Origin of the sequence: Shewanella sp. LZH-2, assembly GCF_016859145.1 — a bacterium.
Lineage (GTDB): Bacteria > Pseudomonadota > Gammaproteobacteria > Enterobacterales > Shewanellaceae > Shewanella > Shewanella xiamenensis.
In genome coordinates, this window is sequence record NZ_CP069350.1 from 918,750 (window position 1) to 932,827 (window position 14,078).

Sequence of the window (14,078 nt, forward strand, 5' to 3'; positions counted from 1 at the left end):
GCTTTTGCTCAAATTTTTTTCGATTATTTTTTGGGGAGTAATTTAGCTGTTTTCAATATGATAGGTGTTACTGGCACATCGGGCCAATTCAGTTTGGCATTAGTAGTGGTCTCTACCACAGCCATGGCTTCGAGGACTTGCTTTCCTTCGATCACTTCACCAAATACCGCATATCCCCAACGACGTTTTGATGGGTCAAGCTTTGTATTGTCCGCAACATTAAAATAAAACTGACGGGTGGCAGAATGGGGCTCATTATCGCGCGCCATGGCGATGGTGCCCATGCTATTTGATAAACCATTACCCGACTCGTTGACTATCGGCTTGCCCGCTGGCAACTCTTCTAATTGTTGATTCAGCCCACCGCCTTGCACCACAAAGTCACTGATCACGCGATGGAAAATCGTGTTGTTGTACTCGCCTTTGACCACATAGGTGAGGAAGTTATCAACCGTAATCGGCGCGCGAGTTCTATCGAGTTCGACGACAATCTTACCTAAACTCGTATCAAACTCGACCTGTGGATACAAGCTATCGGGTTGAATGTCGATTGCCGCCCAGCTGCTATAACTTGCACAGAGAACTAAAAGTGCGGATATCCAACGAAACATCATTCTTTCCTTAATCATTATAAACTTGCGCAATTATTGTTGTAGAAACTGGTTTAACTCTGGGTCATTTAGAATCTCCCCTGTGAGTTGACCGAGGAGCTTATTCATATCCATTTCTAAGGTGGCAAAGTCAGGAGTTAATGGGCCTTTTAAGACACCCTTGGCTTTATAGCGTTTGACCAATTCTTGATTGGAATTACGTGCTTGGACTGCGATACGGACGCTGTGTTTGGCTTCGTAGCCAAAGGTCTTTTTGGTGACATCCATCTGTAATTCTTCTAATTGAATTTGAACAGAGTTGGTTGCACTGGGATCGATTTGGTATCCCGCTTGAGTGAAACCGTTACGAAATACTTCGTCGAGCAATAACTTAGGGGGCTCGCTTGGGCCGACTAAACGGGTTTTGGTGCCTTCTTCCATAAAACGCGCAACGTATTCGGCGTTACGAGTGTCGATTGTGTCTAGTGAGATTTGCAGCGGTCTTGAAGTCTGTTGGCTAATATCTGGAACCTGTGGACTAAATGCCATATGAGTCGGATTTTGGCTCGCGCAGCCTACAAAAAGTAAAGGAAAAGTCAGCGTCAATAATAACCGTTTCATGTGGAATCTCATGCTAGTAAAAAGTGGTTACAGCATACCAGAAATCATCTCTGTTGCCACAATGCATCGGTGTTCAGTTTTTGTACAGGGTTGGGGGCTATGATATGACTACCTTATAATAATGGAATATTAACAATATGAAGTACTTAAAAATAAATGTTTGCGTGTTATTTCTCGCTTTATGTGCTGGTTTTGCTGGTAATGCCAATGCCACCGATTCACCCCATGTGTTAGGCGGCAGCTTAGGCTATGGTACCCAAGAGTTTGAAACTAAAAGCGGTAAATATGATGCGGGTGATACATTTACTGGCGACTTGTATTACCGCTATATGCTCAACGAGCATTTTGGATTTGAAGCGGGATATTTAGCGGGCTCTGGTGGCGTGGCGAGTGCGCTTGTTAGTGCGATCAGTGATATAAAAGATTTAGATTACCAAGGCGTGAGAGCCACTGCTTACGGTGAGTATGCTCTGTCTCGTGGTAATAGTCTTTATGCCAAACTTGGTGCAGCCTACACTAAAGTGAGTTATGAGTTTGAAAAGCAGGAGATGGATTCGGACGATGTGGGCTTTTACGGCGCTATCGGTTGGCAATATCGTTTTCGCTCGGGCTTTGGGCTAAACCTCGAATACCAATATGTGCCGATGAAAGAGCTAGAGTTGCAAGGGGTAAACTTTGGTATCAGCTATCGTTTTTAACGGCTAAGGTGTTCCACTGGATTCGTCAATATTTGATTAAGTGGGTTTGTCTCAACTAAGCGCCTTTGGGCGCTTTTTTAATGGTTTTTTGAGGAAACTAAACCGAACTCCTCTCGGTAACAAAATCACAACAATTTGAGCTTGCACTCTTTTAATGCAATGAATGACAGGTTAGAGTAAAAATTCAACATTAAATAAGAGAGCATAAATGCTCCCTCGAGTGCAAAAGCAAAGGCGAAGTTATGTCTAGGATTATCACCCAAATCGCCCCCGACAGTTTGATCAATGCCAAAGGTCAGCCACATTTTGGTCATTTCGACGGTATAGTCAGTCGCTTAGGTTTAGCGGATTTTGCCTATTTCGATACTATGGATAAGCCCGCATCGGCTTGGGCGAAACGGTTTGACTATAAGCAGTTCCAATTTATTTCTATCGTTACGCCCCGTTATATTATTGGTGTTGCGCTCGCGGATATCGCCTACCTTGGCAGTGGATTTTGTTATTTATACGATATTAAAAACAATAGGTTAACTCAGCAGGACTGGCTAAAACCCCTTGGGTTTGGCTACCGGATGACGCCTTCTCCAGCCAATGGCACGGCAACCATTGGCGGCAAAGGTAAGCGCATAACCTTTAAAATCCAAGAGGGGAGTTGGCATTTAGTCATTGATACTAAAAGCATTCAAGCCGATTTAACTTTACATGCATTGCCTTTAAGTTTACCTATGGCCATGTGTAGCCCCACGGGATACAACGGCTGGACCTATACCCAAAAACACAATGGTTTATCGGTCAAAGGACAACTCACCATAGACCATGAACCGCAGCCATTGAATTTCGCCTTCGCAGGCTATGATTTTTCCGCGGGATTTATGCGCCGAGATACCAGTTGGCGTTGGGCATCGCTGAGTGCGCAAATTGACGACGGAGTGATTGGATTAAATCTTGCTGCGGGCGTGAATGAAACTGGTGCTAATGAAAATGTGTTTTGGATCAATGGTGAGCGGCATTTACTCGGACCAGTGCAATTTGAATTTGACCGTCATGGCCAGCAGGGCACAGATCTCTGGCGTATTCATAGTCACGATGGCCGCGTCGATTTAGAGTTTACGGCGCGAAATTGCCGCAGTGAGAAACGCAATTTTATCTTGCTGAAGAGTAACTTCCGTCAATATCTGGGGCTTTTTAGCGGTTTTATCATTGACAATCAGGGGCGGAAATTCCAACTCAACAATGTATTGGGATTAACCGAGGATCATTACGCTCGCTGGTAGAACATAGGCAAATTTACGCTTTAATACAATAATAACAATAGGATAAAGGTATATGGATATCGCAGCGTTAATTAATCATCCCGAAGTACTGTTACTGGTACTTGCCCCGCTTTTTTTTGTCTGCATGTTGCTGGAATGGTACTTAGGTGACAGAAGACAAAAACTGCCCGTTAGCGCCCGTTACTATCCAAAGGAAGTGTTGTGTAATTTTAGCCTCGCCGCCATGCACCAAGGAATGGATATTTTGGCGGGCTTGCTGATCGCTAAATTGTATCTTGCGGTATTTGGTTGGAAATTATTCGATATTCAAATGGGGCCATTCAGCTTTGTGCTGCTGATGATTGCCCAAGATTTTTGCTATTACTGGTTCCATCGTGCGAGTCATAGAGTACGGTGGATGTGGGCAGCCCACGTGGTGCACCATAGTTCGGAGAATATGAACTTTAGCACCGCGTTTCGCCAGAGTTTGATGTATCCCTTCGCTGGTATGTGGGTGTTTTGGTTGCCGTTGGTAATTTTGGGTTTCGACCCTAATTGGGTGGTTTTTGTGGTGCTGCTCAATTTGGGATTACAGTTTTTTGTGCACACCCAAGCGGTGAGAAAACTCGGCCCATTGGAATGGCTGTTTAATACGCCTTGCCACCACAGGGTGCACCATGGGCGTAATCCGCAATATATCGATAAAAATTATGCCGGTATCTTGATTATCTGGGACAAACTCTTCGGTACCTTTGTACCCGAAGAGGAAACCGTGATTTACGGGATTACTAAACCCGTCAACAGTTTTAATCCAATCAAAGTGACCTTTAGTGAATGGCGCGATATGTTCAGCGAGGTGACGGCTCGAGGGCTGACGTTATTGGAGCGATTTAAAATACTTTTCGCGCCCCCAGCAAGCCAACAAAAGGATGAATGATTTGGCTCAATACGCGAGCCTGTAGCCCTCAACGAGTGGTTCGCTCTTCATTAAATAGTGCAAATGGCTAATAGGAGTAAGACCTTAACCTTGCTAGCCTACTTTTCTTTTTTTGCAAATTAATCGCTGAAAAAATATACAGAATCACGCTTTGGTGGTAATTTTTTGTACAAGTGATTCATCTGAGTAGGTTGTCGTATGGTTGATGAGCCGCATTTAACCTTAGAGGAATTAGCTTGTTTTAGAGAGCTATTTTCCCCCAATCGCATAACCCATAGCACTGAGGACGCTCATCCTGAGCCTTTGGTTAACCATGTATTAACGGTCAAAACCGAGGTGCCACAGGCGCTCGCCTCGCTATTGGGTAAGGCCAAGCTGACCCTATTGGCTGAAGTTGGCTCCTATAAACTCTGGTTTCCCCTTGAGATGCGTTTCGATGATTTTGGCCAATTACAGCCCGCTCTTGGGGTGCCTGAAGTGTTAGACGCAAAAGGGGCAGAGCGGAGTTGGCGTTTGACTCAGCCTGAAGATGTGTGGATCTTCGACCAAGATCAGGGCGAACAATGGTCTGTGGTGTCTTTATCGAGTTCTGGCATGGCGATTCGTGCTAAATCGTCACAACAGTTTGAACAATTGGTCGATAGCCAAGAACTGCAATTACAGTTGCCCGATGGTGAAACCATGCGGGTTAAAATCGAGCCTATCCGCCATGAAGAGGGACTGGCGATTGTCAGATTTCAGGCCGAAGCCGAAGAGCGAGAAGCCCTACGTCAATTCCTCTTTAATCGTCACCGCAGTCAATATCCCAAGCTCTATGCCAGCTTGCGCGGATAAGTGAGCCAAGTGGCATAATTCTGTTAGTTAAACTTCAGCCAATTGTTAAAATTTATTCCGCTCTCAGGATCTTTGCCGAAGATGTGGCTTTTCCGAGATCCTAACCTGCCAATCTGCGGTGCTATGGATTAGAATAGCCTTGAATTCAAAAACATCAGAGCGAGCGGTATGCACGTACATATTTTAGGAATTTGTGGAACCTTCATGGGTGGCCTAGCACTCTTGGCTAGGGCAAAAGGGCACAGAGTGACAGGCTCGGATGCCAACGTCTATCCACCGATGAGTACGCAGCTTGAAGAGCAAGGTATTGAACTCATTCAAGGTTTTGATCCAAGTCAGTTAGGTGAAGCGGGCAGTTATCCCGATCTTGTGGTGATTGGTAATGCCATGAGCCGAGGTAATCCTTGTGTCGAAGCGGTATTAAACCTTGGGATCCCTTACACCTCTGGACCACAGTTTTTAGCCGATCATATTCTGCCTGAGCGTTGGGTGTTAGCCGTATCTGGTACCCATGGAAAAACCTCCACTTCAAGCATGCTGGCGTGGATCTTAGAGGACTGTGGTTATCAACCCGGTTTCTTGATTGGCGGTGTGCCACAAAACTTTGGTGTGTCGGCCCGTTTAGGGGAATCGGCATTTTTTGTGGTCGAAGCTGATGAATACGACAGCGCCTTCTTCGATAAGCGTTCTAAATTTGTGCATTATCATCCCCGTACGCTGGTGATTAATAACCTCGAATTTGACCATGCTGATATTTTTGCCGATTTAGCGGCGATCCAAAAACAGTTCCATCATTTGATCCGAACTGTGCCAGGACAAGGCAAAGTAATTTGGCCAGCCGATTCCCACGCGGTAAAGCAAACCATTGATATGGGCTGCTGGAGCGAACAGGAGACTTTCCATACCACTGATGCGACTAAAGGTTGGCATGCTAAGGCCTTAAGTGATGATTGCCATGAGTTTGAAGTCTTCTTCGACGGCGAATCACAAGGCGTGCTCGATTGGGCACTGATTGGTCAGCACAATATTGAAAACGCTATGATGGCGATTGCTGCAGCGCGCCATGTTGGGGTTAAACCGAGTGTTGCGATTGATGCATTAACCCGCTTTGTACCGCCGAAACGTCGCCTAGAGTTGTTGGGCACTGTCCACGGCGTCAGCGTATACGATGATTTTGCCCACCATCCAACGGCGATAGCGACCACCATTAAGGGCATGCGTGCCAAAGTCGGGCAGACCAAAATCACTATCGTATTAGAGCCGCGCTCAAACACGATGAAGAGTGGTGTACATAAGGACACACTGGCTCATTCCATGCTGCAAGCGGACGAAGCCTTTTTATATCAAGCTGATACTATCGATTGGAATATGAAAGAGGCGATGGAAGCTGCGGTGATCCCTGTGACTGTCCTGCATCAAATTGATGATGTTGTCGCTAAAGTCGCAGCCTCGGCAAAAGCGGGTGACACTATCGTGGTGATGAGTAACGGTGGTTTTGGCGGATTACATAAGAAACTGTTGGCGGCGCTCGAAGTCAGCCCTCAGTTTGTTCAGCAGGCGGACTAATATGGCCTATGCCAAATCTGAGAAAGCTATTAGCTTAGCCTGGACAGGAGCCTCGGGGGCACCCTATGGTTTGAAGTTATTAGAATGCTTATTAGCCTCGGGCTACCAAGTTTTTTTAATGATCTCGAGCGCCGCTCGGGTGGTGCTGGCGACTGAACATGGCTTGCAGCTCAGTGCTAACAGCGATAAAGCCAAGGCGCAATTGTTAGAGGTGCTTGCAGAAAAGAATGCAACTTTATCTGGCGAGTTAGTGGTATTAGGCAAGGATGAGTGGTTTTCGCCGCCAGCCTCAGGCAGTGCTGCCCCTAAACAAATGGTGATTTGTCCTTGCTCGACGGGGACACTGGCAGCTGTTGCGACGGGAATGAGCAATAATTTGCTCGAACGCGCGGCGGATGTGGTGTTAAAAGAACGTGGTCAACTGATCCTCGTTCCGCGGGAAACTCCTTTTAATGCCATACACTTAGAGCATATGCTCAACCTATCGCGCTTAGGTGTCACTATTATGCCTGCGGCGCCTGGCTTTTATCACAATCCCAAATCGGTTGAAGATCTGGTAGACTTCATGGTCGCTCGAATCCTCGATCATTTGGGCGTTGACCATGCATTAACGAGTCGTTGGGGTTATGACAAACACTCCCCTACTGACATCGACAATTGAGACTGATATGAAACACACCACCGAAGTGATGATCTCCGCTGAAGAGATTAGCCAAAAATTGGATCAAATGGCCGAGCAAATCAATGCCCACTATGCCAACAGCGAGCGTTTGCTGATGGTGGGATTATTAAAAGGCTCAGTCGTATTTATGGCTGATCTGTGCCGCCGTATTAAAGGCCATGTTGAAATCGATTTTATGTCGGTTTCGAGTTATGGCAATTCCATGACCAGCTCACGGGATGTGAAAGTGCTGAAGGATGTGCAATCGGATATCGCGGGCCGCGACGTGTTGATTGTGGAAGACTTAATTGACTCGGGTAACACCTTAAACAAAGTGCGCGAAATGCTGTTATTGCGTGAGCCAAAGAGCTTAGCCCTGTGCACTCTGTTGGATAAACCCGAGCGCCGCGAAGTGGATGTCAAAGTCGATTTTATCGGTTTTACTATCCCAGATGAGTTTATTGTGGGTTACGGCATCGATTATGCTGAGCAATATCGCAACTTACCTTATATCGCCAAAGTGGTGCCGCTAGAATAAGCTCAGATGCGTTATGACTCAAACTCCCGCCTAGGCGGGAGTTTTGTTTTGTGTAGAAAGTTGGTCACACGAATGCGATTTGGTGTAACTGACCTATGTGTGTGGAGATCTATTAGTTATTTTTAATAACTATTTTTTCAATCAATTAGAGTCATAATTCGTTTTTATACAGCTTAGCGTATTGCAATTGCTGTTTTCGTCACCATTTTAGTATTTCGTTTATTCTTTCAGGATCAGGTAGCACTATGGCCAAGCATGCCCATGCTCTCGTACTCGAGGGGCTAAAAAAAACCTACAAAGGCGGTGTAGAAGCGGTAAAGGGCATTAGCCTTACCGTTGAACAGGGAGACTTTTTTGCACTGTTAGGCCCTAACGGCGCGGGTAAGTCGACTACCATTGGGATTATCAGCTCCTTAGTGCAGAAAACTGCTGGCTCTGTGCAGGTTTTTGATTTTGATATCGATAAGCAACTCGAGGAAGCCAAGCTGTGCATAGGTTTAGTGCCACAGGAATTTAACTTCAACCAGTTTGAAACTGTGCTGCAAATTGTGGTGAATCAGGCGGGTTATTATGGCGTACCTAAGGCCGTGGCTCTTGAGCGAGCCCAAAAATACTTAAGCCAGCTTGATTTGTGGGAGAAGCGTAATAGTCAGTCCCGCACCTTGTCGGGGGGGATGAAGCGGCGGTTAATGATTGCCCGCGCCCTGATGCACGAACCTAAGTTACTGATCTTAGATGAACCAACTGCGGGGGTCGATATTGAGCTACGACGCTCAATGTGGGAATTCCTCAAGCAAATTAATCAGCAGGGTGTGACTATCATACTGACCACCCACTATCTTGAAGAAGCAGAAATGTTGTGCCGCAATATCGGCATTATTGATAAGGGTGTGCTGGTGGAGTGCACTAGCATGAAGGCCTTGCTGAGCAAACTGAATCTTGAAACCTTTATCCTCGACCTACGCCGCGACATCGATGTCGCCCCCACTCTCGAGGGCATGGTGTGCCGTTTAACCGATCCGCATACCTTAGAGGTCGATGTGGCAAAGGAGCACAATCTCAACGATGTGTTTACCCAATTAACCGCGGCCAATGTGGAAGTGTTGTCGATGCGCAATAAGTCCAATCGATTAGAAGAATTGTTTGTGGAGTTAGTGAAGAAAACCCAAGGAGCTAAGGCATGAAACAGCTGTATTTTATCGCCTTCAAAAGCATATTAACCAAGGAAATCAATCGTTTTACTCGGATCTGGATCCAGACTTTAGTTCCGCCTGCAATCACTATGACCTTGTATTTTTTGATTTTTGGTAACTTGGTCGGTAGCCGCATTGGTGATATGGGCGGTGTGTCCTATATGGAGTTTATCGCGCCAGGCCTAATCATGATGTCGGTGATCACTAACTCCTATTCGAATGTGGCGAGTTCTTTCTATAGCGCGAAATTTCAGCGTAATCTCGAGGAGTTAATGGTCGCGCCCGTACCTCACTATGTGATGATCGCAGGCTATGTGGGTGGCGGTGTCGCTCGGGGGTTATGCGTTGGTTTAATCGTGACGCTAGTCGCCATGTTCTTTGTCGACATCAGCTTGCACCATGCGGGCCTTGTGGTCATGACGGTATTTTTAACCTCAGTGTTATTCTCCTTAGGGGGATTAATTAATGCGGTATTTGCCAAGAGTTTCGATGATATCAGCATCATCCCGACGTTTGTGCTCACGCCATTAACTTACCTTGGTGGAGTATTCTATTCACTGTCGTTACTGCCATCCTTTTGGCAAGGCGTGTCGGCACTCAACCCTGTGGTCTATATGATCAACGTCTTCCGTTACGGTTTCTTAGGTTTTGCCGATATCAGCATTCCGCTTTCTATTGGCATCATGGTGGGCTTTTGCGCTGTACTTTGGGGTGTTGCGTATTACCTGATATCCAGAGGCATAGGGCTGCGTTCGTAATCCGGTTCTTGTTCATACCATCAATGTCTCACGTATTTCAGGACGGGACATTGAATAATAAAAAGGGAGTCATTTAGACTCCCTTTTGTTTGCTTACTTATGTGAACAGATTACTTCATACGACGACGCATTGCCGCCAGAGGTAATAACAACGCCGTTAACCAACCCAGCGCACCGCCGGAGGTACCGCCAGCATTGTTTGCTTTTGTTGTTTTAACTGTCACTGTTGATGTACCAGTATTACTATCATCTACCCCATCAGATGCGACAACGGTAAATGTGTAAACGTTGTCACCTGCAGGGGCTGTAAATCCAAGTTTATCTGAGCCGTTAACAAAACTTATTGCAGGACCAGATGTTTGCTTCCAAGTGTAAGTTAAAGTATCGCCATCAGCATCTTTACCATTTGCTAGCAAGGCTACATATGAGTTCTCAGTAGCATTTGCACTGGTAGGAGAGACTGTTGGCTTAGTGTTATTAATCAACACTGTCACTTTGGCTGGTGCAGAAGCATTCCCCATCGTATCTAGAGCAATAACTTCAACTTCCATAGTTTTGCTTTGCTGATTAATTACAGCGTCGTCACTTAAGCGTACTGTTCCATCTTTAGCAACTAAAACCATACTGCTATTCGAGCCTGTAGTCACAAATTCGGAGAACGGGCTTGTCAGCATATCAGGGTCAGTCGCTTTTATTTGTCCTAATACGGTTCCAGCAGCAGTACCTTTCTTAACTGATAGTGTTAAGTTTTCTACCGTTGGCGCTGAGTTACCTTCATCAGTGGTATTAGCCACAACAGACATAGAGCCTGAGTCCGACAGGAACATAAAGCCTTTAGCGTTATCACCAACTTGAGCTTCTAAAATCGCACTTTCACCTGGTTTGAGTTCAGTGACTTCTTTTCCATCGCTATCCACTAACATGGCTGATGTTCCTGAGCCATCAAGTACAAGCGATGCAACAACACTGTCTTCATCACCAGAAGGTGTCGGAGCCCAATCACTGTCTTCTACACGGTAACGAACTTTAATGGTTTTACCTAAGTCTGCTTCAGTTAACCCCATGTCTTCAAAACACACTTTGCTAGTTAGGAAGTCATTACCTGTGACGTGGAAAACAGGCTCTAGCGTACCTGATGAAGTGCCATATTTAGCCACTAAACCATAGATTGATCTTGGATAGGCATCATTAAACCAGTTTAGGTTTGCGGTTGCTGCTGTATAGTCCCAAACACCGTCATTGTTTAGGTCATAGTCTACGTCATAACTGGCCACTAATGCATGAACGATAGGATCGCGCATTTGTAAGGTGTTATAGATTGCAATGCCAGTATCACATGAGCTACTGAGCAACAGTTCACTCGATGCATTTAACAAGTCATGGCGTTTAGATTCGTCGACAGGGCTTGTTGCGATCAATGGAGCTGTAAATGGATCGGTAATTGAGGTTGCACCAACGTTGGTTAGTGTACGAACTAAACCGTCTTCAGTGACTTCAGTTTCAACTGAAATTGCCGCCGCTGCTTTAGGTAACACGTGGTATACCAAGTGGAGTGCTTTCGATTCACCATCCATGAACTCAATTGCACCATCGTATTCAGATAGCGTCAGTGCTGCTGATGCATCTGCAGCAGTTCCGTCTAGCTCATATGATGAGGTTAGCGTCCATTCTGGCAACTTAGTTGGATCAATCGTTGCAGTAACATCAAAATCAACGGTTTGTCCGGCAGGAATAGTGACACTGGCTGGTAATGCAAAACTTAAGGCGCCTGAATCAAGATCGTTTTGGAAACGTTGATCGACTTTTAAGGCGTAAGTTTTTTCAGCCGTAGAGAAGTTTTTAACAGTTACTGTCTTAGTGATTGATGTGGTTTTGTTGAGCGCTAATAAGCCAAAGGCTAACGCCGCTTGTTTGGTGTCTTTATTCCAAGCCGCAACGGGCAGATTAATGGCTTTTTCTACGTCAACTAAACCTGAACCGATATAGCTGATAGGTGCAAGTTCTGTATCAGGGTTGATTTCTTTAGGTTCCAGCGTTACATCAAGGTTAGCCGCGTTCATGATGGTCGCTTTTACCTCAAATGCATTGCGATGAGGTAAGGCTTCACGAATGATACTTACTGCACCAGCTGTAATCGGGCTAGAGAATGATGTGCCGCTGATTGGACTTAATCCTTCACCTAATCCTGGGTGTGCGGTGAGAATATCAGTACCAGGTGCGGTGATCTCAGGTTTTAAGGTTCCGCCGATTGATGGACCTCTTGACGTAAAGGTCGCAATGGCACCTGCGGTAGTTACTTCAGTTGATGTAATACTAAATGGAACATCGCCAGATGCGAGTGCTGCTTTGATTGCATCGCCATCTTCCTTAGAAACCATTACCGAAGGAATGGTGATCTTGTCGTCGGTCCCGCCCATCACAATCGCACCAGCATTGGCTGCGTTGTTAGCCACAATAACAAATGAGGCTCCTTTTAGTTGAGCATTTAGTACCTTAACTGTAAAACCACAGGTTCCGCGGTCAATTAGCACCGTTTTGCCTGTTAAATCTTCAGTATAAGCCGCGCAGCCATTTTTATTAGCAGCAGGGTAAACAATCGGTGCAACGGTATTTGTGAAGCTATAAGCATTGGATTTATTAAATCCAGCACCAATTGCTGTGACTGTATTACCCGCTATGGATGCTTCAATTTTGCCAACTTTAGTCGTTGGATGCGTCATTGCGCCAACAGAAAGAGCGCTATTAGTGGTACTTGGGCCACCGACCACAAAAGGTGTTGGACCATCGTTACCGGCTGAGATCACAAGGTTTACACCTAGTTTGACCATTTCATTGATCATGGCTTGAACGGCGCCGTCCTCAACATCACCAAAATCACCGCCTAACGACATGTTAACAGTGTCGACGCGATCGCTGATGTCTCCATCACCGTTTGGATCCATAGAGGCTTCAAGCGCGTTTAATTGAGCGATACCAGAACAGCCAGAGTTACATACTGAATATACGAGCAGCTCAACATCTGGAGCTGTTCCAACAACAGAATGGCTGACATGAGTACCATGATTGGTTGTGACATCAATTGGGTTTGGATCATTATTAACAAAGTCCCAACCTCCAATGACTTTGCCTTGTGGCCAGTTTGGCATTTCACTTTTTGCTGCGACGGCTGCTTTGTAGTCAGCAACTAATCCTGAGCCACCTAAGGCTTTGTGGGTATAGTCAACGCCAGTATCGAGTACGGCAACTCGTTGACCTTTACCCGAAGCAATACCCGCATCAATCACTGCTTTTGCTTTGATGTATTCAGCGCTAGCGGCAACATCTAGTTTGTAGTCATAGATTGGCAGAATAGCCGCTACTTCAGCGTTGTTAAGCAGGGATGCAATTTGCTTATGATTACCTTCCACAACAATCGAGTTTACTAATTTTGACGTTGTTGCAACGATTTTTAAATCAGCATCCATGCTGTTAATTGCATTTTTGACTTTGGTTTGAGAGCTTTCAATTTGGCTCATGACCGATTGCTTATTAAATCCCTTTAGCTGGCTTTGTTGCGCAAGAGAAGGTGCCTTTAATTTTACCATCCAAGCTACAGCTTGTTTTTGTTCGTTACTATCATTTTTAGTAACGCTTAAGCCTGCATACTTATCAGTTGTTTGATTGGTTGTATTGTACTGAGCAGTTGTACCTGCAACAGCAGCACTTGATAATAGTGCCGCGGAGATAGCGATAGATAGTTTTGTCTTCACAACTTCATTCCTTGTCAATTAATGCTTGTAGTGCCAAATTAATCGCACTTGTAGCTAAATTGTTATAATTATGCTGCGCATTTTGTGGCTAGCAATGGAGTTGTAACACAAAAATATCGTACGGTTAACACTTTTGAAGTAAAAAAGACTTAAGTCATACTTTTGCAATATATCGTTCTGTTTGTTGAGCTTTATATTCGTGGGTTGATTAAGGCTTTACTGCCCGTGTAATCGGGTTTTGCAGGCTGATCAGGGTTTCAGTCGATTGAATTTCGTCGATTGATTGGATGCGGTTAATCAGCACATGTTGCAGGCCATCGATGGATTGGCACATGACTTTGACAAAAATGCTGTAGTTGCCAGTGGTATAGTAGGCTTCAACCACTTCTTCTAGGGCGTTTAGTTTGGCGATGGCGGCGGGGTAGTCGCCAGCACTTTTGAGATTAATTCCAATAAAACAGCAGACATCGTAACCCAGCGCCTTGGGATTGATGGTGATCTGGGCACCCGTGATAATCCCCGCTTGTTTCATTTTCTCGACACGCACATGAATGGTACCCGCACTCACGCCGAAACGTTTGGCAAGTTCGGCAAAAGGTGTGCGCGCGTCTTGCATTAAGGCTTCGAGGATATGGTTATCTAGCTGATCACGCTGAAATGCGGTTTCCATAAATAAACTC

At 45.5% G+C, this 14,078-nt stretch carries 13 protein-coding genes; 9 read left to right on the forward strand and 4 right to left on the reverse strand.

The window, feature by feature from the left end; translation table 11 throughout:
- Window positions 1-23: 23 nt before the first annotated feature.
- Both JM642_RS04240 and JM642_RS04245 read right to left on the reverse strand, forming a co-directional pair.
- Window positions 24-611 (reverse strand): peptidylprolyl isomerase, encoded by a 588-nt coding sequence (locus JM642_RS04240; RefSeq protein WP_203433725.1) that lies wholly within the window; start codon window positions 609-611, stop codon window positions 24-26.
- 33 nt (window positions 612-644) lie between these two features.
- A complete protein-coding gene (locus JM642_RS04245) occupies window positions 645-1,211 on the reverse strand; it encodes a YajG family lipoprotein (protein ID WP_037421857.1) in 567 nt (188 codons plus the stop codon).
- A gap of 137 nt (window positions 1,212-1,348) precedes the next feature.
- On the opposite strand from JM642_RS04245, the gene JM642_RS04250 reads away from it, so the two are divergent.
- The 9 genes from JM642_RS04250 to JM642_RS04290 all read left to right on the forward strand — a co-directional run bounded on the left by JM642_RS04250 (window position 1,349) and on the right by JM642_RS04290 (window position 9,649).
- Window positions 1,349-1,909: a porin family protein gene (locus JM642_RS04250; protein ID WP_099457523.1), complete on the forward strand. Its 561-nt coding sequence runs from the start codon at window positions 1,349-1,351 to the stop codon at window positions 1,907-1,909.
- 242 nt (window positions 1,910-2,151) lie between these two features.
- Window positions 2,152-3,183 carry a DUF2804 domain-containing protein gene (locus JM642_RS04255; RefSeq protein ID WP_055647730.1) on the forward strand — a complete coding sequence of 344 codons (1,032 nt, stop codon included), beginning with the start codon at window positions 2,152-2,154 and terminating at the stop codon, window positions 3,181-3,183.
- A 52-nt stretch (window positions 3,184-3,235) separates the two neighbouring features.
- Window positions 3,236-4,099, forward strand: a complete 864-nt coding sequence (locus tag JM642_RS04260) for a sterol desaturase family protein (protein ID WP_203432927.1) — start codon at window positions 3,236-3,238, stop codon at window positions 4,097-4,099.
- A gap of 198 nt (window positions 4,100-4,297) precedes the next feature.
- Window positions 4,298-4,933 carry a hypothetical protein gene (locus tag JM642_RS04265; protein WP_203432929.1) on the forward strand — a complete coding sequence of 212 codons (636 nt, stop codon included), beginning with the start codon at window positions 4,298-4,300 and terminating at the stop codon, window positions 4,931-4,933.
- Window positions 4,934-5,101: 168 nt separating this feature from the next.
- The gene (mpl, locus tag JM642_RS04270) at window positions 5,102-6,499 is read left to right on the forward strand and encodes a UDP-N-acetylmuramate:L-alanyl-gamma-D-glutamyl-meso-diaminopimelate ligase (protein ID WP_203432931.1); all 1,398 of its coding nucleotides are present in this window, start codon (window positions 5,102-5,104) and stop codon (window positions 6,497-6,499) included.
- A gap of 1 nt (window position 6,500) precedes the next feature.
- Entirely contained in the window at window positions 6,501-7,160 is a 660-nt protein-coding gene (locus tag JM642_RS04275) for a flavin prenyltransferase UbiX (RefSeq protein WP_047539467.1), read from the forward strand.
- A 7-nt stretch (window positions 7,161-7,167) separates the two neighbouring features.
- Window positions 7,168-7,698 carry a hypoxanthine phosphoribosyltransferase gene (hpt, locus tag JM642_RS04280; RefSeq protein ID WP_037421839.1) on the forward strand — a complete coding sequence of 177 codons (531 nt, stop codon included), beginning with the start codon at window positions 7,168-7,170 and terminating at the stop codon, window positions 7,696-7,698.
- Window positions 7,699-7,943: 245 nt separating this feature from the next.
- Entirely contained in the window at window positions 7,944-8,882 is a 939-nt protein-coding gene (locus JM642_RS04285; RefSeq protein ID WP_172589962.1) for an ABC transporter ATP-binding protein, read from the forward strand.
- Complete coding sequence (locus tag JM642_RS04290; RefSeq protein WP_011715945.1) at window positions 8,879-9,649, forward strand: ABC transporter permease; 771 nt, start codon at window positions 8,879-8,881, stop codon at window positions 9,647-9,649. Before JM642_RS04285 ends, JM642_RS04290 begins: the two co-directional genes overlap by 4 nt.
- Before the next feature lie 110 nt (window positions 9,650-9,759).
- Here the strand turns inward: JM642_RS04290 and JM642_RS04295 are convergent, their stop codons facing one another.
- Entirely contained in the window at window positions 9,760-13,398 is a 3,639-nt protein-coding gene (locus tag JM642_RS04295) for a S8 family serine peptidase (protein WP_172589960.1), read from the reverse strand.
- Window positions 13,399-13,606: 208 nt separating this feature from the next.
- The gene (asnC, locus tag JM642_RS04300; RefSeq protein WP_011073571.1) at window positions 13,607-14,068 is read right to left on the reverse strand and encodes a transcriptional regulator AsnC; all 462 of its coding nucleotides are present in this window, start codon (window positions 14,066-14,068) and stop codon (window positions 13,607-13,609) included.
- Between the last annotated feature and the right edge of the window lie 10 nt (window positions 14,069-14,078).

Coding starts and splice junctions, on each gene's coding strand:
- JM642_RS04240 (WP_203433725.1), bottom strand. CDS start 611: ATGTTTCGTTGGATATCCGCACTTTTAGTTCTCTGTGCAAGTTATAGC.
- JM642_RS04245 (WP_037421857.1), bottom strand. CDS start 1,211: ATGAAACGGTTATTATTGACGCTGACTTTTCCTTTACTTTTTGTAGGC.
- JM642_RS04250 (WP_099457523.1), top strand. CDS start 1,349: ATGAAGTACTTAAAAATAAATGTTTGCGTGTTATTTCTCGCTTTATGT.
- JM642_RS04255 (WP_055647730.1), top strand. CDS start 2,152: ATGTCTAGGATTATCACCCAAATCGCCCCCGACAGTTTGATCAATGCC.
- JM642_RS04260 (WP_203432927.1), top strand. CDS start 3,236: ATGGATATCGCAGCGTTAATTAATCATCCCGAAGTACTGTTACTGGTA.
- JM642_RS04265 (WP_203432929.1), top strand. CDS start 4,298: ATGGTTGATGAGCCGCATTTAACCTTAGAGGAATTAGCTTGTTTTAGA.
- mpl (WP_203432931.1), top strand. CDS start 5,102: ATGCACGTACATATTTTAGGAATTTGTGGAACCTTCATGGGTGGCCTA.
- JM642_RS04275 (WP_047539467.1), top strand. CDS start 6,501: ATGGCCTATGCCAAATCTGAGAAAGCTATTAGCTTAGCCTGGACAGGA.
- hpt (WP_037421839.1), top strand. CDS start 7,168: ATGAAACACACCACCGAAGTGATGATCTCCGCTGAAGAGATTAGCCAA.
- JM642_RS04285 (WP_172589962.1), top strand. CDS start 7,944: ATGGCCAAGCATGCCCATGCTCTCGTACTCGAGGGGCTAAAAAAAACC.
- JM642_RS04290 (WP_011715945.1), top strand. CDS start 8,879: ATGAAACAGCTGTATTTTATCGCCTTCAAAAGCATATTAACCAAGGAA.
- asnC (WP_011073571.1), bottom strand. CDS start 14,068: ATGGAAACCGCATTTCAGCGTGATCAGCTAGATAACCATATCCTCGAA.